The following is a 23235-nucleotide window of genomic DNA, read 5'->3' as shown; positions in this document are numbered from 1 at the left end:
TTTGTCCCTATTGACAAGAGATCAGTGATAGTTGAGTATCTTACATCTTCCAGGGCATTTAAGGGTAAGATGATTCTTTGTTATTGATTAATGATCCAAACGTGAGTGTAGTAATTGATTCTATTTTACATCTATTATATTAGAAAATTGCAGGTTTATCTTGTTATAAAAAGCATCTGTACATGTGATAGCGCTATGTTGCTGGTCGATACCAACAACATTCATATAGCTAGAGAGTAAATAACCATCTTCATAATATGTAATTAGTATTTCTTCTTCAGATAATAAGGAACATAATAATATGTTCTCGATCAGTTCTTTTTCTTCAGCGGTTAAGATCGGCCGAGTCACTTTGTTTTTCTCTTTAATGATTTCACGGATACCAGCAAATTGTTCAGGCATTGCTGCGAACGGAGACCATTTGACCATACCTCTTCCTTTTGGCATATTAGCGTTATTCACGATCTATGTCCCCCTATTAATGTGTTTCTATGTCTAGCTGTAGCGCTATGCGTGTAGGAAATCCCTCGTAAAATACTGTTCTTCCCAAATCTTGTGCGTATTTCATCCATTACTTTTGTTAACCTCACTTCTTGTTCTCTCTTTGGTACGTTATCGAAAAGAGAAATTTGTTCTTCTCCTTCTTGAAGTAAGTTTGTTAAGGATACGTTTATGCTGCGAATAGGTTCGCCAGTATATTGTTGATGCAAAAAGTATGTACAGATATTATAAATATCCATTGTTAGATTTGTTGGGCGGTTTAAAGTATGCGTTTTTCTAATGCCACCGGTATAACTTTTGCTATAACCGACAGAAAAATGAACGGTTTTAGCAAGCTTATTTTGTCTTCTAAGCCGATAACAAACTTCTTCTATATGTTCCAGTAGAATAATCGGAAATTCTTCTATTGTGTAGTCACGCATTAAAATTTGGCTTTTCCCAATAGAAGTTGTGGCAGGAACATATTTTTCTGAAATGCGACTAAAGTCGATTCCGTGGCTATGTAAGTGTAATTCTTCTCCAATCTTGCCGAAACTTTGTTTTAAGTATTTAAGGGGATAATTGGCTAAATCTCCAATAGAGTATATTCCCTTTCTATTTAACTTTTCTTCTGTTTTATATGATATGCCCCAAAATTTATTAAGGGGTCGTATGCTCCATAGTTTGGTAGGTATATCCTCGTACTGCCAAAAAGCAATTCCATCTTTGTTCTTCTTAGCTTCAATGTCTAGGGCAACCTTACTCATGAGTGGGTTAGGAGCAATTCCGATGGTGCATTCAATTCGTGTATGATCGTATATTTCACGCTTAAATTTCATTGCGAATTCATAAGGATTTTGGGCAAATAAATGAATACTGTCCGTAATATCCATGAAGAATTCATCAATGGAATATTGGTGGAAATCCTCAATAGGAACGTATTGCAAAGCTAATTTTGTTATGTAATTGGAGCATTTAATGTAAGTACTCATAATTGGATTTACAACAAGAATATCTTTTCTGCGAGGAATCTCGTATAATCTTGCCATCTTCTTTACACCTAATGCTTTTAATGGTGGGGTTGCAGCTAGAACGATTGAACCATTTCTATTCACATCACCTACTACAGCCAATTTTGTATGCATAGGATCTAATCCCATTTTGATGCAACTAACTGAAGCGTAAAAACTCCGTAGATCCACACATAAGATGATTCTATTCGGTAGGATTGAATAGTCATACACTGTGATTCCCCCCTCTTCATAAAAGAACGTCTGTTCTTATTATACACGAACCTACGTTCTTTTATGAAGAGGGATTTAAAATATAATAGAAAAGTTTATAATATAGAAAGGAATTTCACGATTAATTAATGGCTGTAACAAATTGCTAAACAAGGTATTGTATCCTGGGGAAATATCGAATCTTTAAGTTGAATTAACGTCATCTTGAAAGGTAATTTATATATGTTACCTATATACTTAACATATATAGTTTGTATTTGGTATGATGAAAACATATAATGTGATACTTAAATGAAATGAAAGGGGATTAGGAAGTAATGACAGTAATAATCGGAGGGATTTTTGAAAACTATGTGCAAATTTCTGCTGATCGTAGGAGAAGTATATTTAATGGAAAAGAATTTTCACATTCTATAGAGGAGTGGGCAAATAAAATCATTCAGCTTTCTGATCATATTGTTTTAGCTGCATTAGGTGATGTTGAAGCAACTGTGAAATCTAAAAAGAGACTGATGCAGGTGTTTCAACAAAATCCAAATATAAGTTTAGGAGAGTTGGTTGAAGAATCGCAGTCTATTTTCCGAGAAGAGCTTATGAACAGAAAAAAAGAATATGCGGAAGAACTTCACAAAAAGAAATCTTTCATTTGCAGGGTCTTTTCTAAAAAGAAACCATTAGAAGAAATTAAGGTAAATGCTGCATATTTAATTGGGGGCTTTGATCACGATAAAAATGAACCTTTTCTTTATGTATTTGGAAATATTAATAATTATAAATTAAAGGACTTGAAAGCTCCACATTTTGTCCCTTTAGGTGAGTGTATGGATGAAATAAGAAACCGATTAGAAGAAAGATTACATGTTAATATTTCATTAGGTATGTGTATGAAAGAATTTGGAGAAGAAATAAAATTTGCTGCTAGTAAGAAACAATCCGTTAATGAAAATGTATACCATTGTACAATCACTAAAAAAGGGATTACTTTCAGGGAAACTCCACCTAAGCCCGCAATATAGATGGTTATGAGCAAACTTCTTTCTAAAGTAGTGTATGACTATTAAAGGGAGTGGAAGATAAGTGGATAGTGAGTTTTTAATTAAGATACCTGGTAAGGGGCTTTCGTTGGAGGAGATAGCATCTTCATACCTAGAATTGATAGAAGATGATTTTAATATAACAATTGAAGAAATGGCTGATTATCTTAGTTGTAGTTATGACTATGTACAAAGGAACATAGCGCCATGCATCTATCATGTATATATTAACTCTGTAGCAAATAAGGCTTTATTTACACATTGTGAGGGTAGTAAATATGTGGAGCTGTTCACGAAACGTAAATTATTTTCGCGAAGTGAGTTTCAACAATTCTTGTTGAAAGAGTCAGTTTTGCTTGTTGATCGGCAACGGTATTACTTGGACGAGTTAAGCATCGCATCCAGGGAGAAAATGATGAGATTAGCTAAAAAACAAGAACAAAAAACTACTACTACAAAGATGTTTGAAACTATAGCGCTACAGCAGACAAGTCTTCTATATTCGAAAACAGATTTAATGAATAAAGTTGTTGAAGAGTTTCCGGTTAGCGAATTACCTATGGGATTATATAGTCTCAAAGACTTATTAGATGGTATAGATGATCTGAATTTAAAGTTTCGATATAAAGTATCGGTGTATCGATACCTGGAGAAACAAGGGATTCCAAAGGTGAAGATACAATCATTAATACGATATAGAAGAGAAGATTTAGAAAATACTGCTGTGTATTCGCTGCCTTTAATAGTAGATAAAAAAGAAATACTAGCAAGTATTGAAAAAATGCTAGGGACGGATGTGTAATTCACTGAGTTCTTAATACATGAGAATTGTATATTCAATGAAAGATAAAAAGTACGTGAGAAGAAATGAAAAAGAAATGAAAAAGAAATGAAAAAGAATAATTTATAAAAAGGACTCTTGTGTGTATTAGGAGTTCTTTTTATAAATCTTTTTATATATTACTGATAAAGGTAACATATAATATAATCTATTAATTTCCATTCTGACAAAATACAGCAAAGACCGTGCGAGCTTCGTCGATGGATTTTAAAAGGGATTATTCCTTCAATATGGAATTCCCCTTATAGGCCTCACGACACCATTTCGGGAAAATTGTACGCTAAGGACTACAGACCTTTGTCATTACAGTGTTTCTTTTAGATGAGTATATGTTCATAAAGATAAAATACAAAGTTTAATTGAACACTGATTTATATACACACTTTATGAACGCGATTATAGCTAGAAAGCATTGATATTATTGAGTTTTATCGTCTGTCCATAAACATAAGGTTTTCTGGACAGATGTCTCTTAACGTACAGGAAACGCTTAAAATGTGTCCAAATTGTGTTTAAACGTACAATTTTCCCGAAATGGTATGGTGAGGCCTATATGATAATCAAAAATTTTAGAGATATTAACGAATAAAATATGACTGATTTTAAATAATAAACTTTATAATAGATTAAAGAAACTCTTCTTAGTAATTTCCATAGGTGAGGTTGTGAACTATGTAATGGGAACAGATAAATTTAATAACATAAAAATTGATAAATATGAAAATTTAATCAATGTTTTAAAAACAGGAGATATTTTTTTATGTTCAGGTAACTATTTGGTGAGTAAATTAATTAAAAAGGTTTCTGAATCAATGTTTAGTCATACGGGGATTATTGTAAAATGGGGAGAACATACGCTTATTATGGAAAGTGTTGAGGACGATGGAGTCAGGATAGTCCCGCTAGAGCATTATATAAAAAACTATGAGAACTCTAACAACAGATATAATGGTTCATTATTTATTGCTCGTCATGAATTATTGCAAAATGTTAACGATGATAGTGAAATGATTAGAAACCTTATTAAAGTTGGCTTTAGTTTATTAAACAGTGGATACGATAAAAATGAAATTGCTCAAATTGTTGCTCGGATAGGGTTAGGAATAGGGAGACACGAAGACAATAATGAATATATATGTTCCGAGTTTGTAAATGAGTGTTTTAAAAAAATAGGTGTAGAGTTTCTTACTGACTCAGAGGGATTTATCTTCCCTGAGCATATTGCTGCTGATCATCATGTTCTTCCTATTGCGCAGATAGAATAACAAAAAAGACACTTACTTTATGGGAAGTAAGTGTCTTTTTTGTTATATTGGGTTATTAGAAAAAGCCCTAGCATGAGCTAGGGGACAATTTCCGTGTGGTAGTAAGAAAGAAAACAATGTTCATTGTACTTTATATTGCGATATCTATATTAAATGATTAAAGGTACCTATTTAGATGTTCTACTTGTTTCTATATATTCTAAAATGAAAAATATCAATCTAATTCATTTCATCTTAGAAGGATATTTCCAATCTTTTTCTTTTCGAGTATTTAGAGCAAGTTTAAATGAATTTGTAGAAAGTGTTTGTTTTTCTATTTTCTCTAATCTCTCATCTAATTTTTCAATAGCTTCTTTTGTTTCCTTCAGCTCTAATTTAATTTCTGTCAGCAAACGGAGTATTGAATCTCCTTTTGTCATTTTCAACAGTAATCGCTCCCTTACTTATATTAAAAGTGTTACTTTATATAGTTGAAATTTCAATTAAAATGGAAGTAGCTACATATAGTCATATTGAACATCCTTTTACTTATTTATAGATATATAATAGCAATACTATTGAATTTCTAGCCATTTAACTAAATAACAATAAACTTCATGAAGTTTATTGTTGTTCGTCTTTAACTCTAATTATATAATCAATATATAAGGTTATTTGTTGTTAGTGAAACATAAGTAAACAAGGGGCGCAAACACTAGCAATATCAAAGGAATAGTCCCTTTGGCTTCACTATTATTTCTATTTAGTGTTAAAAGGGGATAGTATAAAAAATAACCACCTGGTCCTATTTAAAAGGAGATAATTTATACATGTTAGAGACTATTGAAATGAGAAAAAAACAACACGAAATAAAAATACATAAATACAAAAATATACAAAAATACTATAATTCATTTTTGTTTGCAATCTCAATTATTTATTTTCTCTATTTCATTATTATTGATCATTCTCTTTCAGCACATCCATTACAATCTTTCATTATTGGTTTTACTCTTTGGAGTATAGGCCTAGCTATACATCTAAAACTTTTATATGAGAAAAAGGGAAAACGAAAAGTCATGAATATAGAAACAATAAACGAAATGAAAAAAAATAAATATATGAGTCCTGGAAGAAAAGAACGTTATATTAAAGATTATAATGCTTCCAAAAATGAACTAGAAAAAATAATGACTTACGCTAAATTTAGCTTAGAAGCTAAAGAAAGGGAAAATGAGATAAAAGGCGACAAAGGAATTTAGATATATAATTGTAGTATTACATGCAGATAGTAGCTAGAAATATAAAAAATAAAGGGGGGATTTAAACATGAAATCAACAGGTGTTACAAGAAAAGTAGATAAATTAGGGCGAATTGTTCTTCCGAAAGAGTTAAGAAAAACATTAGGAATTGCAGAAAAAGATCCTATAGAAATATTTGTAGAAGATGAAAAGATTATTTTACAAAAATATAAATCTTATGATGCTTGTGCAATAACTGGTGATATTTCAGAAAAAAATATATCATTAGCAAATAATAAAATTGTTCTTAGTCCAGAAGGGGCGGAACTTTTAATTAAGGAAATCCAACAGCAATTGGTTAAATAACAACATTCTTCTTAGTACATTACAAAGAAAAAGACATCTCTATAGATGTCTTTTTCTTTGTCTTAAACCAACATGATTCTAAAAACACTACTTTTATAATGGCAAATATATTAGCAATATTTCATATCACATTCATTTTAGCATAAATAATCACACATTCTATATATATGAATATAAATTCAAGAAAAATACATAATTTCTTTTAGAAAACGAACGTATTCTCATGAAACGACTTGATTATTTAAGTTAAGTGGGAATATAATAAGAACAAACGTTCTTGTTTTAGGGTTAATGCAGTGTATGGCTGTTTATTTTTCCGAGCAATACAAAATTAATTGTTAATATGAGCTATGCAGACAAAAGAAGAAATAGATCTTTGGCATTATAAATATGTAATTATACTATACAGGTTTGTTAGAATAATTAGTTTGATGCATTAAATAAGATATTAGTTGCTACTGATGGATTTCATTTTAATAATTCAGATTATTTAGATCGTTATGTAGAGTTTATCATTCACAAATATCAAAAAGGTATGGATAGATGATCCAAACACATACCTTTTCATGAATTTCAAACTTATTTTTTACCTTATGATAGAAAGTGCTTCTTAATGAAATATGTATAATTAATAAGAACATCCAGCGCTTCTTGTTGCTTTTCAGCAGGTATATCTGCTAACGCTACTTTAATAGATTCTAATTTACTTTCTAGAGGATTATTTCTTCCGAACAATTCATCTATGAAGATATTGTGTAGCTCTGCAATCCGCATTATCGAATCTGCATCAGGATCAGCTTTTCCATATTCCCAATTTGCATAAGTAGTACGGGCGATGTTTAGGCGATGTGATATATCGGCTTGCGTATATCCTCGTTTTTTTCGCAATTCAGCAAGTCGTTTGCTTAAATGGGACATATCTTTACCTATTCCTTTCTGATTTATAACGTTAGTGTAAATGTTATGATGAAAGAGAGATATTTAGAGTTCTATGAGCAGAAAAATAGGAAGAAAACGATACATCAATCGAGTTTCTTCCTATTATATATATACTTACTAAAATAACGAATTTCCGATATCTATTGTGGCCAAGTTTTGACGTCTTGTACGTTCTCTTAAATAACGTTCCGTCGTCATAATAGACTCATGTCCTAAATAGTCACGTATTTTCTTAAGTTCGACTCCTTTTCCCATTAAATGATTGGCGAAGAAGTGTCTACAGGTATGAGGAGTTATTCTATCTTTTCGGTAACGCAGAAATGGTAAATTAGTTTCTTCAATTTTTTCTGCTACATATTTTGATAAGTAGTCGGCCCTATAATGAGAACCATCCGCTTTAGGTAGAAAGGCAGATGAACTAGAGGCATCTAATTCACTCGTTTGTTTTCGTAATTGACGAAGACGACAGAGATCGTTAAGTACATCTTCAAAGATACGAACTTCTCTCGTTTTATTTCCTTTACCAACTACACGTAGGAGATAAACATTTAAAGAAGGGTGGAATGCAAGGTCAGCCCACTTTGCATTTGCAACTTCCTCAATCCGGAGTCCAGTAGTTGTAAGAAGGAAAAACAAGGAATACATAAAGAAATTCGTTTTCTTCAATGTATCTAGAATTTCGTTCACTTCTTCTGGAAAGAGATCACGATTGACTAGCTCTTCTTTTTTTACAGATACTTTTTTGAGACGACTACTAAAGTTGTCAGAGAGTCCATTGTTATCATACACATATTTTAAAAACTGCTGAACCACTGTTTTCTTTCGACGTAATGTGGTGGCCGCGTACTTCTTACTTAGTTGATAGAAGTAGATTTCCATATCATTATGGGATAGCTCCTGGATGGTTCCAATGGTTTCTTTTATGTAACGAAGAAAATGAGAAAGATCGTGCAGATACTGTTGTTTAGTTCGCTCACTTCTTTTTTTCGTTAAAGAAGGCTCATCATGTAAAAATAAATAAACTAATGATTCTTCACTTAATTGGGAGTAGTCAATATTACGGATACCCAAACCCATAATTTTTTCGAAATGACTGCTATCAAAAAAATCCGATTTAGATTTTACAAGTTGATTATTATGTTCGTAATTTATAATATTCAAATTTACACACACCTTTTAATAGAATGAAAAGATACACATATATTTTTATAAAATTTTATGATTCTAATTATACCACAATAAATACATAATTTATTGTGGTATAGAATGAAATGTTTAAATATATTTTTTACCTTATTATTTAACGTTTCTGTTTAGATAATGTATAATGGAAATATTTAATTGATTTTTTTGTACATTTCAATCCAAATGCGGTAGGAGGAGATTTTTTTGACTAGTCTTCGTCTGAAAATTTTACAAGAAATCCATAATTTAGAAGATACCCATTGTTCAATTTGCCCTCTGAACAACCTATCAGTGAATTGTACAGATGAGCAAGAACAGGCAAAACAGAGAAACTACAAACATTGTAAAGGTTGTCCATTTTCGATTCCATCCGAGAGAAAGGAGAGCAATTGAATTCTTTATCGAAAAAGAGTACATTTAATAAGGTACGAGAACGTTATATGGAGAATCCATTTAAGTATCTGCAGTATAAGGAGTACTCAATTACAGATGTAGTAAAAGAAACAGGTTTAACAAAGTATCAACTAAGAAAATTTAAACAACAGCTAGAATGAAAGTTTCGGACGAGGTGAGAAATGGACTATTTATCTTTAGAAGAGGTATGCGATAGGGTAGGTTTAACAAAAAATCAATTAGGCTATTTAATTAAGTATAAACAGATCGAACCTATCAATCTGGCTACCTGGAAAGCAGATGGCGGATATCGCTTTGAACAAGAAGATGTAAAAAAGTTAGAGGAATTATACAAAGACTCTTTAACATTAAAAGAAGCAGCTGAATTTCTAAATAAGTCTAAGACTTACGTTCATAATGCCGCTAAAGACGGGATATTGCCCTTTAAAGAGATTGCTAAAGGGAAATCTACTGAACGATTGTACTTAAAAAAGGATTTGGAAGTTTTCAAAGAAAAAATTGAAAACCGTTCAAAAGAGGAATCGAAAGAAAAAAAGCAGCATTTAAGTCTCTATCTTGATGAAAAAGTAGTAGAAGCAATAAAGAAAAAGGCTGCAAAGAAGGGGTATAATGGCTACAAGAAGTTTGCTGAAGACATTTTATCTGCAGAAGTAAAAGAAGAAATAGAAGAATAGAATCCCAGAAAGAATAGATCCCTAAAAAACGAAAAACGTTATAAGGGGTCTATTTTTGTTTTTAAGAAACTTTACAACTATCGAATCTTATTGTATTGCTGATATAACCAACGCTCTTTATAAACGAATTTGAGAGCCCCTTTTTTGAGTGTGCTCCAAAAAAATTCTCTTAAAATACAAAAAAAGTAACATATATACTATATATAGAGAATTTTGGAATTGGTGATGAGAAATTTAAGACGATTTTATTCAAGGTAAAAAAAGCACTCGAATTGAGTGCTTTTTTTATCATTTATCTGGTACATAACATGTGTTGTTATCCATATGGCATTTTTCTATCTTTGTTTTAGTATTTCCTTTTTTATCTCTGTAAAAAATTTTAACTGTCCCCTTGGCGCCATTATAATCAAATTCATATGCATTAGGGTATTTGTCTCTAACCCATATTAATCCTGAACCAGCACTTGCCGGCATTGCAGAAATAAGTAATGAAGATGTTAAACTTAGCGCCCCAACTATCTTTTTAATTTTTGACTTTGACATAAATAATCCCCCTTATTATTTTATTAACTTATTAGAATAATGTAACTAATAGGTTAATAAAATGGTAACATATACCACAGGTGTTTAAAATCTTTAAAACTTGATAAATAAATATTATAAAATTCAAAAAAATTACTATTTCTAATAAAATTTATGGTTAAGTGTGAAAACCTTCGAGTAAACATATTTTAATTATAGTAAACTAGATTATTCAAAAATGAATGTATCATTGTGGATTCTCTATTTAAATGAATAGGAATATGATAAAATAGGAGTATAACTGTATATCGTGTGAAGGTGGGCTTGTTATTATCCCTTCTTTCCATTTGGAAGGAAAGGGGGTGATATAACATGGAATTTTTGTTTGAACTTTTAAAAGAAATTGCAAGAGCAGTTGTGCGTGAGGTTTCAGCATACGCACTGAAAAAGCAATTCGAAAAAAAAGACAACAAAAAACCCGCGCTTCACCGACCAAAGTACAAGCGTGGGTCTAAAAGAAAAAGATAATGCATAATAACAGCCACCTTGACAGTAGCAGTTATGGGACGGGATGTTGACGCATCTCGTCTTTTTTAGTTTATGCAATTCAGTTAAGTACTATACTTAATATATATTGGATATGCATTCAATATATATCTAATCTACAGTAAACATACCATATTTTTATTTTTTGGTCAATAAATGAAGAAAATAGAACTAATAGAGGAATGAGAGGTTTCTATATTCTTTCATTAAGTGCATGTTATTTTTAAATTTAATGGGGGACTACATGATGAGCGAATTAGTACAGTTCGTAATGATTAATCTAAAGAATTCAGAATCAGATTTTGATTTCGAAAGTTATACGAAAAAACTTCTGGAGAACATCAAAAAAGATTTGAGGACAAATGATTTTAATTTTTTTTCGGCCAATACTAAAACTAGAAAATGCGCAATTGTGATAGATAATATAAATGAATTTATTATCTCATTTACCTATATCAGGTCAAATACAATTTCACAATTAAAAGTAGAAATATCTGGAGATTATTGGACGCATCTAGATCCGAATCTACATAATTTAAAAACCAAGTTAAAAGATTTAATGCTAGTTGAATGGGAAGAATGTCTGTGGCTACAAGATATACAAGCTGAAAGGTTTTCAGATATATTATACGGCGAGGTTCATAAAGTAGAGAACGCATTAAGAAGATTAATTAATACAATTCTATTCTATAATTTAGGTGGAAATTGGTGGGAAACATATATGCCTACCAAGCTCGTTCAAGGATATAAAGAAAGAGATGAACAATTTAAAGGGCGTTCACATAGTTTTAAAAATATACATACAAGTTTAATGTCTATAGATACCGGAGATTTAATAAGTATTTTGACCTTTAAAACACATAAAGTAAAAGAAGTTAACTTATTCGCTTCTCCAAATACAGACAATCCGGACATTCGAAAATTCCAATATATTATGACTGATTTATTAAATGGACAAAAATTAGATATGCATAAAAAAAAATTAACAGGTATTTTAGAGGATACATTGGAAGTAGATAAGGACTTTGGTAAAGAATTCTTTGAGCCATGGTTTTCTTGTGATTTAGATAGATTTATAGGCAAGTGGAAAGGCTTTTGTGAGGATAGAAATCACGTAGCCCATAACAAATTAATAGATATAAAGCTGTTTAAAAAATACAAAAAAATCATGGAAGAGTTATTAGGAATAATTACAGAAGCCGAAAAAAAATTCAATAATCATTTAGATTCGGAAATGGAAAAATATCTTGAAAAACTAGAAGAACAAGAAGTTATGCAAATGATGGGCGATAATGAAGCAGAACTTCATTATCGTAGAAGAATACGTGAAGAAGCAGCAGTAGAAATTCTAGATGAAGATGAAATCCTAGAAAAGTTTAAAGCGATAGTCTCTGAAGCGTTTGGTAATTTACAAGAAATGTTATATTATCGTAGTGACATCGAGTTAGAATTTGAAGAACAAAATTTATTAAATAATGAAAAAGCGTTCGAAATCACCCATAATTACTTTGATTGTACATTACACATGGCAACAGAAGTAGCACTTGATAGTTCTGAATGTGGTGAAAGTACAGTGAACTTTATATTATTTTATAACAACACTCCGCAAACTACCTTTAAAATCACGTTTACAAACGGGAGTTCATACTTTGATGATGATCAAGGAACATATATGCCAGACAATGAGGCAGAGCTTGATATTGACGACCTCGAAATAATTGAAACTGAAATTTCCTATTTTATGAAGAATTATATGCCTGAAATAGAAGAAGATGACATAGCATCCTTTCCTTGTGAACAATGTAATAAATATAGCATCAACTTATCAGAAGATAACGGATTTGAAATAGGTACTTGCCTATATTGCGAGCATCCTAATCATGTAGGGAAATGTATGAAATGTGGAAAAACATTGAATTCCCCTACGGATAAAGTATGTGATGAGTGTTGGGAAGAAATCAAGGAAGATTAATATTTCAGATAAAAGTTGCAACTATTGTTGTAACTTTTATCTTTTTTAGGAACGGATATTTTCAAATGATAACCATTAATGAAATAATGATATGTTATAATTTTCATAATATATATGCAAAGAAGGGATGGAATGAGCACACAAATTAAGGTAACACCGGAACAATTAGAACAAGCTGCTAAAACCGTAAGAAATACGAGGTCGTCATTAGAATATATACATAAAGATTTATACTCTCAAACTGAATATATAGCTTCTCAGTGGAGCGGAGCAAGCAGTGATCGTTTCTATCAGATGTTTAATGAAGCAAAGCCAATGATGTTTAACATCTTGCAAGAATTAGATAAAATCGCAGTAGAATTAGAACGTGCAGCTGTTAAATTCCGAGAAGCGGATGAATTGTATGGCGGAAATTTAGTTGACTCTGATATTCAAGAAGGAGCCATGTGCGGAAAACTCCCTCCAAAATCAGAAGAGTCTTTTTTCAATAAAAAAGATTTAAATGCTGCGTGGACTGGTATTTCTAATGGGTTTGTAGATGGTGCAGTGGATGCGTGGGAAGGACTGATATCCTTAGGTGATAAAGAAACCTGGCTTAATATGCGAGATGCGATTGTAAACTATAGGGAGACTATTCCTGCTGCATGGAATACTGTATCAGATACATTTATGAATAAATTTTGGAATGGGGATCTGGAAAGTAGAGAGCATTATGTAGCTTATGGTATAGCAACGTTAGGACTCGGGCTTCTGGGTGATAAAGGTCTTAGTAAAGCAGGACAAGTTGGAAAGGTAGCTGCTATTACAGGTTTTACTAAAGGAAAATCACTTGTAATTAATTCTCCGGCATATAGAAATGCACTACATATATTAAACAACTATGAATTCAAGGTTGGAAACCACCTTTCATATGCGGGAGTCGGTAGTATTAAACAGTACTTACAGAAAGCAGCTCCATATACTTATGAGGGTCCAAATGGTCCGAAAACAATAAGATTAAGATTGGGTGAGCTAGCGGGGGATAAACATCCAGTTACAGGCATTCCGTATGATTTAGATGGTTTTCCTATCTTTAAACCCGTTTCTGAAGTTAAATTAAAAGAAGCTGATTTTAAAAAGTCTAGACCAACACATGATAGAATATGTAGTAAAGCATTATACGAACAAATAATGAAAGACCCTAAATTAGCTGCAAAATTCACAGAAGAAGAAATAGAGTTATTTAAACTAGGTGAGGTACCAGAAAATTATACATGGCATCATCATCAAGAAGCAGGACGAATGCAACTTGTTGATTATGAAACACATAGGAAAACAGGCCACACTGGTGGATATAAAATTTGGGGAAAAGACAGCGATAAGTAAGGAGGATTATATATGAGCAACGTTACTTGGATTGGAGTAAATAAAAAAGAAATTACAGATGAAAACATCCAGAAAGTAGAACAATATTTTAACATAAAATTCCCTATGGATTTTGTGGAATGTGTAAAAAAATATGATAGTGGTTATCCAAGACCAAAAATATTTGATGTACCTGGACAGGATGAGAATGTATTTAGTAAGCTTTTAACTTTTGATTTAGAAAGTAGAAATTCAATCATTCAAGTTTATAATGATATAAAAGATAGATTAGCAAATAAAGTATATCCTTTTGGCAAGGATTCATTTGGGAATCATCTATGTTTTGATTACCGTAACAGTCCTGAATCACCAACAGTAGTATTTTGGGAGCATGAGGAGGATAACATAGAAGAAGCAATATATCCTGTTTGCTCAACATTCACAGAATTACTTGCTAGTCTACGTGATTTTGAAGAAGATTGAGGAAGTAAAAAAAACGGCCTAGAATTCTAGACCGTTTTTTTATGATTTACTAATTTTCCAACCATCATCCGTTTTCTCTAGTTCAATTACGATTACCTTTTTAGGATTATCTTTATATACAGCATCAACAGTTACTGTAGCAATTTCATTTTTCTCTTCGACTTTTCGAATTTTATAGCTTTTAAGATCCTTGCTAACTGATTTCATTAGGTCTGCATTTCCGCCCACAAAAGCAACGATTTTCTTCGCTTCAGGAGTGAATAACTCGCCAAAATCTTTAACATTTCCTTCTTTTGCATCTTCGAAATACGCTGTAGCAACTTCTTCAGGGTTACGATTATTTCCACATGCTGCAAGTGCTGAAATTGATACTATCATTACCAGCGTTAACATGATCATACGCACAAATTTGTTTTTCATTCAAACCACTCCTTATATATAACGTAATTTCAACTCTTATAAAGAGCTAAATCACTTGTATAAGTATATAATAATTAAAACCGTAAAACTATATATGTTTAAATATAATTTTTATGATGTTATTATTAAAAAGATGAGCAGCAGGGGAATCTACCTATTACTATAATATTGATTTCCGTTATATACATTAGTATAATAATGAAGTCAGCGTTATAGGGGTATAACAGACGACATTCATTTTTAAAATCATAAAATCGGATTCACTTATATGAAAGATAAAAGCTCTCCCATTCACAGGAGGGCTTTTATCTTTTTTGAACTATAAGCATATTCATAAAAATTAGAGTTAAGGCTTTCTTTATATAGATTACTTTTGTGAAAACTTCCCAAAAAATTTACAGTAACTCCATACAAAACACATATATCGTATATATAATATATTTGTAGATACTAACATTAAGAAAAAACGTTAAATGCAATTTTAGAGTGTACTATTTATCCATTTACAATGTAGTAAAAATTAAATGACTTAAGTAGAAGAGAGGATGATTAACAATGGGACAAGTGTTTATTGATGAAAAAGGACCACAAGAAACAATCAGAATTCCAAATACATACCGTGACGATAGAAGAATAAATCTAGGTGATGATTTAATGCGTTCTTATGTAGCCGATGTACTTTATATTCCAGAAGATTCCCTAGAAAATGTTAACAAAAAATACCTGGAACTGGTTGAAAACTATAGAAGCGGACAAAAAAATAAAGTTGAGAAAGAGCTAAAAGGAATTGATATTCTAAAAGGCAATTTCAATTTCGGCGTTGCAAGTATGAAAGAAGTAAATAGTAGTTTTTATTTAAATTTATTTAACATGCTACTAGATGCAAATGTCTCTAACTTACTATTTTCAGTAAATAAAATGTCGATGGTTATTGATGCTAGACTTACACAGTGGATTCTCCAACTGGAAGCAAAAAGATTTATCGACTCTGCTATTTTGTTTAAATACAGTCTCACAAAATATTGTGAATTAGAAGCATCTGAAGAGGTTATTAGAAATCTTTTTGATCCAGAAAAAACAATCAATGAAATACTATACTCTATTCAAAAAGATTTGAAAGAATTTGTGGCAAAACATAAGAATATTGCTAGAATGAGGAACCAAATAGCATATTACAAAAAAATGATAAAGGACATTGGGAATGGGAAGAAATTAGCTAATGATGTGGTATTTGAAAAAGTATCATTTGACTGGGAAAAGGTAAGCTCTGATGTTGATTTATGGTTAAGTGAGAATAAGTTACACGGTATATGGGAACCTGAGCAATCTACACTAATTCTTGATCAGGGAATACCTTCTAAGCCATTTGAGAATATTGGGTTTGGCAATATAATGGAAGAGAAGGATTCTAAAGAATTTGTTGGATTACAATTAGCAGATATGCTAGTGGTGATAACAGGAAGCTACATTTCTAAACTTGCATCTGCAGTTCGTTATGATAAATCAGAACCAGAAAAAACTAAGCACCTTGGTGCAGAATGGTTTGTACTAAAGGAGCATCAATTTGACCTAATATCGAAAATGACAGAGTTCCTTTTTGGAAATGATCATGTTTACAGTGTCATAGGAGATACTTATTTTGATGAAACTCACTTGTTTGAGATGTATTGTAGGTATATAAGTTCCTTTAGTAATTATGACAATTATGATAAAAAGAAGACTGAATTACATGTTAAAGATATGTTTATTTATCTTGCAGCTGCTACAAACGAAAAATGGGAATTAGGAGTACAAAACGAGCTTTTCGCAAGGAATATGTATGGAGATTATATGACTGGAATTAATGAGGGAGTAATACGGAAATTGTAAACTCTCGTAAAATGGATAATAAACCTGCCAGTAACTTAATGTTTCAATAGCAAAAAAGAACTTATAACCTTTATGTATTATGGTTTCTAAGTTCTTTTTTTGTTCTAAGGTAATTAAAATTCATTAGTATCCATTCTTATATAAAAGGTTCTTAATAGAATCTCAATACAAAAAAAGCTAGAATATAACAACCAGTCACACATGATTGACTAAAGACTTTTGTTTTACATAATAACCAATCTTTTTTTATGGCCATATAACGTCTAATTACCAATGCAAGCTGAAAAATAGAAGCAAGGCAACACATAAATAACAAAAACTCGATTAAAACTCTCATCATTGCACTCCTCCTTAGTAACTAAAAAAAGCAGGGTAGCTATGATTCCTGCAATATAAATAATAACACATATCCTTAAACTTTTTAATATATAAACATTAAAATAGTTAAATATAGATTCGGAAATTTATAATATCTACGTAATTCTAAAATTAGTAATAAACGGAAAACAACATAAAGTTTGCAATAAGCAAAGGAGCTTGGCAACTTAATTAGTTATGGTTTATGTAAAGTATTAATTCAAGTCTAATCTAATCTTACCTGTATACTTAATGACTTAAATATTATTACCTAATAATACTTTATTATTTTGTCCCGTCTAATAAATAGGCTACATTCAGACCATTACAAATTAAAACTTCATACAAACCACACATTAACTACACTACTAACACAAATTGATATTGTATAATTTAGTTATTATAATTCACAAAGAACATTCAAATATAATGATATTAGGTATTACAGAAGTTATATGACATTAGAAGAGAAGAGAACAAATAAGGGGAGAAGATACTATGACAAGTTTTGCGAATCAACACGTAGAAAATACGATTTTAGAAGAGGATGTAGAGCTTTTAAAGGTTATGGCACACCCAATGCGCTTAAAACTGATCAGTGAGCTTTCTAAACATAAAACACTAAATGTAACCCAAATGACCGAAATTTTAAACATTCCACAATCAACAGTTTCCCAACATTTATCTAAAATGAAAGGGAAGGTTATAAGAGGTAATCGTCAAGGATTAGAAATTTACTATAGCATTGAAAACCAAAAAGCCAAAGAAATTATGGGGTTATTAGGACCGTTACAATAAAATATTAGGACTACAATTTAAAAGTAAATTATTTAGAAAGCAAAACCCTCCTGATAATGGAGGGTTTTTATTTGTTAATTCATTAAAAAATAATCTCTTTATTCTAATGATATCAATAACTAAAATATGTCATAATGAACCTGTAAAAGAAAATGCCCCATCAACACTAATACGCCGCTGGAAGGGATATAGATGATAAAAAAAGTTATGATGATACAGCAAATAAAGTATACACATTGGGCTTATTTAAAAGAGGCACTAACGAATTTTTGGAATTACCGTTAATATACAAAAATGAAGAAAATTACAAATCGTTTCACTTACCATTAGCAGATCTGAATAAGATTTTATACAAAAAACTTTGTGAGTTCCTGGAAATTGATTATAATAAAAACGGTCCTTTTAAACCACTATATTTTTTCAAGGCTCTACATAACGCTATTCCAACAAAAGCTAATATTCTGCTTAAGGATAGATTGGCTTGTTCATATTCATATCCTACCAGTAAAGATAATGAACAAGACAAAATATATTTTCGCAGTTTCCTTAATAATGATTTAAATGGAAAAAAACGGAGTTTAGAAAATAAAGCGAAAACGGAAAAACTTTTACCCGATGCTCATAAGCTTATTGGTACAAGGAATATTTCCGTATGCTTCACGCGTACACCAAAAGATGAGCGAAAAGAAAAAGAAGAAATAAAGACTAAATTTAACAAACTCTAATCTCAAATATAACCCAAAAGAGCCTGGCACAAATGTCGGGTTCTTTATATATACCTACTACACACCCAATCACTAGTAGCTATAGACTAGCATATCTATCTTGTTTATTTTTTATATACTATATATTTAAACTTGTTACAGAGTAGAAAAGTAACCTACATTTAAACCTACACGTACCCATAAGATCACATGGATTTGCTTCTGTAATGTACAAAGACATGAATCTCTAAACTAAAATCTCATGAACAATCGTTGGAAAATAGTCCTTATCATAAACTTTGTAGGTACTTTCTTGTCTTAATAACGGGACATGAAAGTCTAAACTTTTTGTACTTAGGACAAGAAACTCTAAACTACTTAGCCAGCAATAATGCAATAAGAAGAAAGTTAATTTTCTCCTTATTGCATTATTACTATTAAAAAAGAACTTATAGGGGTCCCGTCAGGAAAATGCGGATTTACAACGCTAAGCCTATTTTCCTGACGATTCCCCCATTTTTACAACGTTAAGAAAGTTTTAATGGTCTTAAAGAATCTAACGAGACCACTTTCTCCGAATTAAAATGATATTCTCCTAGTAGATTAATATGTTCCCAACCTAGGGGTACGGCAACGATTCCTTCTTTTTGGAGCCACTCGCAAACGTAAAGCAAGAGGGGAAGTTATATAAATTGTCCCCGCTCTTGCTTAGATTAACCAGTTCCTTCAATTGGAATCGGTGATACAGGTATATCAAATTCAATATTTGGAGGGCGCCGATTAGAATCTAGTCGGTATTTCCCAAAGCGGTTTACATGAAATGTTAAATACGGACTCAGATCAGACAATACTTCCGCATCAATTTTATTTCCCTCTTGTATATATTCATGAAGAATCCGTGTAAGGTGAAATACATTGTAAAAAATTAAGCAATTAGCGATTAGATGATTGTATTTAATGATTTTTCTTTGACGCTCTCGATTATTTTCTGCAATGATTCCTTCACCACCAAAGAATAGCCATTTTGAAAACCCATTAAAAGATTCACTTTTATTTGTGGCTGCTTGAATTGTACTTCTCAATTTTTCATCTGATAGATACTTTAACAAAAATAAAGTGCGAATGGCACTACCTAACTCTCGAAAAGCTTGATATAACTTGTTCTTTTTACTATATGTATTTAACTTATTTAAAATCGTGGAAGGATGAATTCGTCCCATTTTAATCGACATTACTACACGTAACATATCTTTATAATGATTTCCAATCAAATTCCAATCAATTGAGTGTGAGAACAATCCATCAATATGTTGATAGGTAGACTCTTTACTTGGTCGCAAGAACTTTAAATCTTTCCAATTACGAATACGTGGCATAAGTTGAATCCCCAGTAAATAAGCTAACCCAAAAACAGGTGCATTTTGTCCTTGGGTATCAGCATGGAGAGTATCAGGTTGAATATCAGATTTATTTTTCATGAGAAGATCCAAAATATAAACACCTTCCCAGACACCACAAGGAATGAAGTGGCTAAATAAAGCGATATAAGTGTCGGAGACATGGTAATAACCAATTCCACCATATCCTCCATATCGAATATGATTTTCTGATAATAAATTTTTTTCATATAAATCCCACATTGTGCCATCAGCCGAAGCACTAGTTCCATTTCCCCAATATTTAGGTAATTTAAATCGATTATAGGCATTAATAATCCACTCAATGGCTTTTTGAATGTTTTCTTCTGTAATATGTCTTTCATTTATCCAAGATATATGTTTTCGATCTACACTTCCTAGAGAGCGTGCTGTTTGGGTGGGACCTAAATTACATCCATAACAAAAAGCAGTTGTCAAATAGCGTTCAGGTGGCTTTTCTAACTTTGCATCATGACCAGAAATCGGGCCGAAAAAACGAGTCCAGTTTAACCAATATTCTGTGTCTCCTAATAAATCTAATACATTAATGGGAACCAATTTTTCATCAATACGTTTTCGTACGGCTTTTAACAAAGGAGATACTCTTTTCTTTTTAGGTTTTGTGATAACTGGCTCACCATTACGTAGTGTGACAGCTTTGTTTTTTGGGAAAGAAACGTCTACACTTCTAGCCCTTTTTTCTAGTTTGTTGTAAACTTGCATTTTAAACTCTTGAGCAGTCGTAGGAAGTCCTGCTTGATTGCAAAAAGTAGCGACATTTTCTTGATATTCATCCCAAGAAATTAATTGTTTTCGATAATCTGCATATTTATCGCTTCCTTCTATATATAAGTCTCCAGACTTTAATTCCAACCAAATCTGAGAAAAAACACAGGCTTCAAAATGGCGCCGATGAATCTTTTCAGGAGGAGCGTTCCTTCTCTGATGTGGACGAATCCATCGCCACCATTTTTCAGGTATCCAGGAAAGGTCAACCACAGACGTTGTATGTGAATCAGCTTCATTATTTTTTTGATTAGTTAAGTCCATAATAGGAATCCATTCAGATTTCTTCATTTTATTTTTCACTAAAAATAAAATGGATTGTTCTAACCCTTTATTTTGGTTTGTTGATTTAAATTCTAACGTTTCTAATATTTTCATTAACTCTGCTCTACTGCTTTTTAAATGCTTCCATATAAATGAAAAGTAATTGTTTCCAGCATAAGCTAAATGATTTTCACAATCATCTAATACACGTTGACCAGAGGTTCCGCCAATTATATTTTCTAATTCTTGCACCTTTTCCTCTATCGATCCTTCGGACTGAAATGCAAGTACCGTATTATGTAGAATCGCAATTAAGTTATCAGTTTGTTTTTCTTTCTTTTTTTTCAATTCTTGAAGGGAACCTTCAGACTTTTTATGCGAACTAGCAATCCTCTTTATATACATTTCTCCAATATCATCAATAGTACTTGCAAATTGGACAGATAATAGTGAGACAGCTAATGTATATCTTTTATGCGCCTCCAATTCTTTCATTCGAGATGCATCTAATGTTTTAGCCTCAGCTGCTAATCTTTCAATTTTTGCAGGCGGAATGTGGAGACGTTGAAAAAAATCAGAACCTACATACCGTTCGTTGAGCCAGTTTTTTCGATGTATCCAGCGTCTTAATTGATATAAAGTGGGACGTCCAGGATCTTGTTTCACTACATTCCAATCAGAATAAGTAGAACCTTCCCTACTCTGAAACAATTGATCTATCTTTTGTTTTTCTTCAATTGTTAATGCATCTGAAATGGATTGATATAAAGTACGATATGCTTCAGCATGTACATGGTCTACAGCTTTTGTAAGTGTACTAAAAGCAGGAAGCTCATAGCTGTGTTTGACTAGCTCATCAATTGCAATATTAATGATATCGCTTTTTTCGTCCTTTTCCAATACAGATGTTTTCATAATATTAAACATGACTTGACGAGCTTGGTCATTAAACATTTTAGCTCGACGATATTCACGAATCATAGCGATTTGACGGATTCCTGTACCAGAACGATGATAAGAACTCCATTCTTCTCGCTCTGGTAGATTAAGCTTTGCTTTTCTCGCAATATGTTCAATAATAACTGGTGGAGTATCTCTGATTGGAAGAAAATAATTTAGACATTGGAATGTTTTTAGCATTGTTAATAGACCTAATTGCGAAAACGAGTTACGTGCTTTCTGTTTTGCCCATGAAATTTCACTTGAGCTGGGTGAAAAAAGTTTTTCTAATTCTGTAAAACTTGGACAACTCTTTAATCGGGGATAAGCTGTTTCTTGCATACTAACCATAACATATCTCCTTTATTAACTAGATGACATCTTATCAGCATACTGACAGGATAGCTGCTCTAGTCCGTAATGTTTTCCTGTTAAAAATATAATTTAATTTAAGTATCTTGCTCTTTTTTCAATTGTCGCTTAGCTCTTGTAAGTGTACTTTTCGAAATACCAGTCTTTTCTTCTACTTCTTTATAAGAATGATGATTGAGAAGAGATAAGGCGTGTTCGATTTGTTTTTTTTGATATTTTTTAGGTCGCCCTTCCCTAAAGTCCGCCCGTAATTTAGCAAGTGCTTTTCCCTCTTGCGTTCTTTCGACAATCATATCACGTTCAAATTCTGCAAATGCACTCATAATGTTAAAAATAAGTCTTCCAGTTGGAGTATTTTCAACTAAGCCCATATTTAAAATATGCACCTTTACTCCTTTTTCAAATAGATTCTTAATTGTATGAATCCCGTCTACTGTCGATCGTGCAAAACGATCCAATTTCGTAACAATTAAAGTATCTCCCTCTTTTAAGTTGGCCAATAACTTTTGAAATTCTGGCCGATCTGTTTTTGTTCCAGTATATTTTTCAGAATAAATAAAATCACAATTTTCTTTCTCTAATGTTGCTATTTGGTTTTCTAAATCTTGATTCAAAGTAGATACTCTTGCATAACCATACTTCACGAAAATGCACCTCTTTTTCATTTCACTTATGACTATAAGTTATGATACTAGTCAACACCCTTATTTTACTGATGTCAATTTAGGAGTTATTTTGCACCTATTTTAAGCGCTATTTTGCACTATGAGTAAATATA

Annotated in this window: 21 protein-coding genes and 2 pseudogenes; 14 read left to right on the top strand and 9 right to left on the bottom strand. The window is 31.7% G+C overall.

From position 1 onward, the window contains the following. Positions 1-120 precede the first annotated feature (120 nt). Positions 121-462 (bottom strand): YolD-like family protein, encoded by a 342-nt coding sequence (locus ACTFRN_RS22250; protein WP_001057797.1) that lies wholly within the window; start codon positions 460-462, stop codon positions 121-123. Next, positions 459-1724, bottom strand: coding sequence for a Y-family DNA polymerase (locus tag ACTFRN_RS22245; RefSeq protein WP_000272570.1), 1266 nt, complete (start codon positions 1722-1724; stop codon positions 459-461). The genes ACTFRN_RS22250 and ACTFRN_RS22245 overlap by 4 nt, the downstream gene beginning before the upstream one ends. A gap of 317 nt (positions 1725-2041) precedes the next feature. On the opposite strand from ACTFRN_RS22245, the gene ACTFRN_RS22240 reads away from it, so the two are divergent. The 3 genes from ACTFRN_RS22240 to ACTFRN_RS22230 all read left to right on the top strand — a co-directional run bounded on the left by ACTFRN_RS22240 (position 2042) and on the right by ACTFRN_RS22230 (position 4864). Then, entirely contained in the window at positions 2042-2740 is a 699-nt protein-coding gene (locus ACTFRN_RS22240; protein WP_000215994.1) for a hypothetical protein, read from the top strand. A 61-nt stretch (positions 2741-2801) separates the two neighbouring features. Further along, positions 2802-3560, top strand: coding sequence for a hypothetical protein (locus ACTFRN_RS22235; RefSeq protein WP_000376629.1), 759 nt, complete (start codon positions 2802-2804; stop codon positions 3558-3560). 716 nt (positions 3561-4276) lie between these two features. Continuing rightward, the gene (locus tag ACTFRN_RS22230) at positions 4277-4864 is read left to right on the top strand and encodes a YiiX/YebB-like N1pC/P60 family cysteine hydrolase (protein WP_002163780.1); all 588 of its coding nucleotides are present in this window, start codon (positions 4277-4279) and stop codon (positions 4862-4864) included. A 224-nt stretch (positions 4865-5088) separates the two neighbouring features. On the opposite strand, the gene ACTFRN_RS22225 is transcribed toward ACTFRN_RS22230, so the two are convergent. Next, a complete protein-coding gene (locus ACTFRN_RS22225; RefSeq protein ID WP_033672094.1) occupies positions 5089-5283 on the bottom strand; it encodes a hypothetical protein in 195 nt (64 codons plus the stop codon). Positions 5284-5673: 390 nt separating this feature from the next. Between ACTFRN_RS22225 and ACTFRN_RS22220 the strand changes: the two genes are divergently transcribed. Together ACTFRN_RS22220 and ACTFRN_RS22215 are read left to right on the top strand one after the other, a co-directional pair. Then, a complete protein-coding gene (locus ACTFRN_RS22220) occupies positions 5674-6105 on the top strand; it encodes a hypothetical protein (protein ID WP_000894389.1) in 432 nt (143 codons plus the stop codon). Between the two features lie 67 nt (positions 6106-6172). Further along, positions 6173-6451, top strand: a complete 279-nt coding sequence (locus tag ACTFRN_RS22215; RefSeq protein WP_000843061.1) for an AbrB/MazE/SpoVT family DNA-binding domain-containing protein — start codon at positions 6173-6175, stop codon at positions 6449-6451. Positions 6452-7042: 591 nt separating this feature from the next. Here the strand turns inward: ACTFRN_RS22215 and ACTFRN_RS22210 are convergent. Both ACTFRN_RS22210 and ACTFRN_RS22205 read right to left on the bottom strand, forming a co-directional pair. Further along, positions 7043-7369, bottom strand: a complete 327-nt coding sequence (locus tag ACTFRN_RS22210; protein WP_000019024.1) for a helix-turn-helix transcriptional regulator — start codon at positions 7367-7369, stop codon at positions 7043-7045. 138 nt (positions 7370-7507) lie between these two features. Beyond that, entirely contained in the window at positions 7508-8551 is a 1044-nt protein-coding gene (locus ACTFRN_RS22205; RefSeq protein ID WP_001021543.1) for a tyrosine-type recombinase/integrase, read from the bottom strand. Positions 8552-8779: 228 nt separating this feature from the next. Here ACTFRN_RS22205 and ACTFRN_RS22200 point away from each other — a divergent pair. Next, a pseudogene (locus tag ACTFRN_RS22200) lies at positions 8780-9129 on the top strand (transposase). A gap of 21 nt (positions 9130-9150) precedes the next feature. Further along, on the top strand, positions 9151-9663 hold the full coding sequence (locus ACTFRN_RS22195; protein WP_000386116.1) for a helix-turn-helix domain-containing protein: 513 nt from the start codon (positions 9151-9153) through the stop codon (positions 9661-9663). Between the two features lie 288 nt (positions 9664-9951). Here ACTFRN_RS22195 and ACTFRN_RS22190 read toward each other — a convergent pair whose 3' ends face one another. Continuing rightward, positions 9952-10206, bottom strand: a complete 255-nt coding sequence (locus ACTFRN_RS22190; RefSeq protein WP_000045596.1) for a hypothetical protein — start codon at positions 10204-10206, stop codon at positions 9952-9954. Between the two features lie 351 nt (positions 10207-10557). Here ACTFRN_RS22190 and ACTFRN_RS22185 point away from each other — a divergent pair, with 351 nt between their 5' ends. From ACTFRN_RS22185 to ACTFRN_RS22170, 4 genes are all read left to right on the top strand, one after another. Next, the gene (locus tag ACTFRN_RS22185) at positions 10558-10713 is read left to right on the top strand and encodes a hypothetical protein (protein WP_000394773.1); all 156 of its coding nucleotides are present in this window, start codon (positions 10558-10560) and stop codon (positions 10711-10713) included. Positions 10714-10975: 262 nt separating this feature from the next. Next, on the top strand, positions 10976-12703 hold the full coding sequence (locus ACTFRN_RS22180) for a hypothetical protein (protein WP_002163384.1): 1728 nt from the start codon (positions 10976-10978) through the stop codon (positions 12701-12703). 132 nt (positions 12704-12835) lie between these two features. Next, positions 12836-14068 carry a WXG100 family type VII secretion target gene (locus ACTFRN_RS22175; RefSeq protein WP_000107157.1) on the top strand — a complete coding sequence of 411 codons (1233 nt, stop codon included), beginning with the start codon at positions 12836-12838 and terminating at the stop codon, positions 14066-14068. A gap of 12 nt (positions 14069-14080) precedes the next feature. Further along, positions 14081-14530 (top strand): SMI1/KNR4 family protein, encoded by a 450-nt coding sequence (locus ACTFRN_RS22170; protein WP_000073371.1) that lies wholly within the window; start codon positions 14081-14083, stop codon positions 14528-14530. A 39-nt stretch (positions 14531-14569) separates the two neighbouring features. Here ACTFRN_RS22170 and ACTFRN_RS22165 read toward each other — a convergent pair whose 3' ends face one another. Beyond that, positions 14570-14950 carry a DUF4878 domain-containing protein gene (locus ACTFRN_RS22165; RefSeq protein WP_000790845.1) on the bottom strand — a complete coding sequence of 127 codons (381 nt, stop codon included), beginning with the start codon at positions 14948-14950 and terminating at the stop codon, positions 14570-14572. 555 nt (positions 14951-15505) lie between these two features. Between ACTFRN_RS22165 and ACTFRN_RS22160 the strand changes: the two genes are divergently transcribed. The 3 genes and pseudogenes from ACTFRN_RS22160 to ACTFRN_RS22150 form a co-directional block, all read left to right on the top strand. Continuing rightward, positions 15506-16819: a hypothetical protein gene (locus ACTFRN_RS22160; protein WP_000531859.1), complete on the top strand. Its 1314-nt coding sequence runs from the start codon at positions 15506-15508 to the stop codon at positions 16817-16819. 855 nt (positions 16820-17674) lie between these two features. Continuing rightward, positions 17675-17974 carry an ArsR/SmtB family transcription factor gene (locus ACTFRN_RS22155; RefSeq protein WP_000200275.1) on the top strand — a complete coding sequence of 100 codons (300 nt, stop codon included), beginning with the start codon at positions 17675-17677 and terminating at the stop codon, positions 17972-17974. Positions 17975-18156: 182 nt separating this feature from the next. Next, positions 18157-18699, top strand: a pseudogene (locus tag ACTFRN_RS22150) (DUF6037 family protein); the annotation flags it as partial. Between the two features lie 692 nt (positions 18700-19391). Here ACTFRN_RS22150 and ACTFRN_RS22145 read toward each other — a convergent pair. Together ACTFRN_RS22145 and ACTFRN_RS22140 are read right to left on the bottom strand one after the other, a co-directional pair. After that, complete coding sequence (locus ACTFRN_RS22145) at positions 19392-22436, bottom strand: Tn3 family transposase (RefSeq protein ID WP_046648580.1); 3045 nt, start codon at positions 22434-22436, stop codon at positions 19392-19394. A 98-nt stretch (positions 22437-22534) separates the two neighbouring features. Next, on the bottom strand, positions 22535-23101 hold the full coding sequence (locus ACTFRN_RS22140) for a recombinase family protein (RefSeq protein WP_046648578.1): 567 nt from the start codon (positions 23099-23101) through the stop codon (positions 22535-22537). Positions 23102-23235 lie beyond the last annotated feature (134 nt).

Source organism: Bacillus cereus group sp. MYBK245-2 (assembly GCF_051916145.1).
GTDB lineage: Bacteria > Bacillota > Bacilli > Bacillales > Bacillaceae_G > Bacillus_A > Bacillus_A pacificus.
The sequence above is the reverse complement of the archived record's forward strand: the minus strand, read 5'-3'. Positions and strand labels throughout refer to the sequence as shown.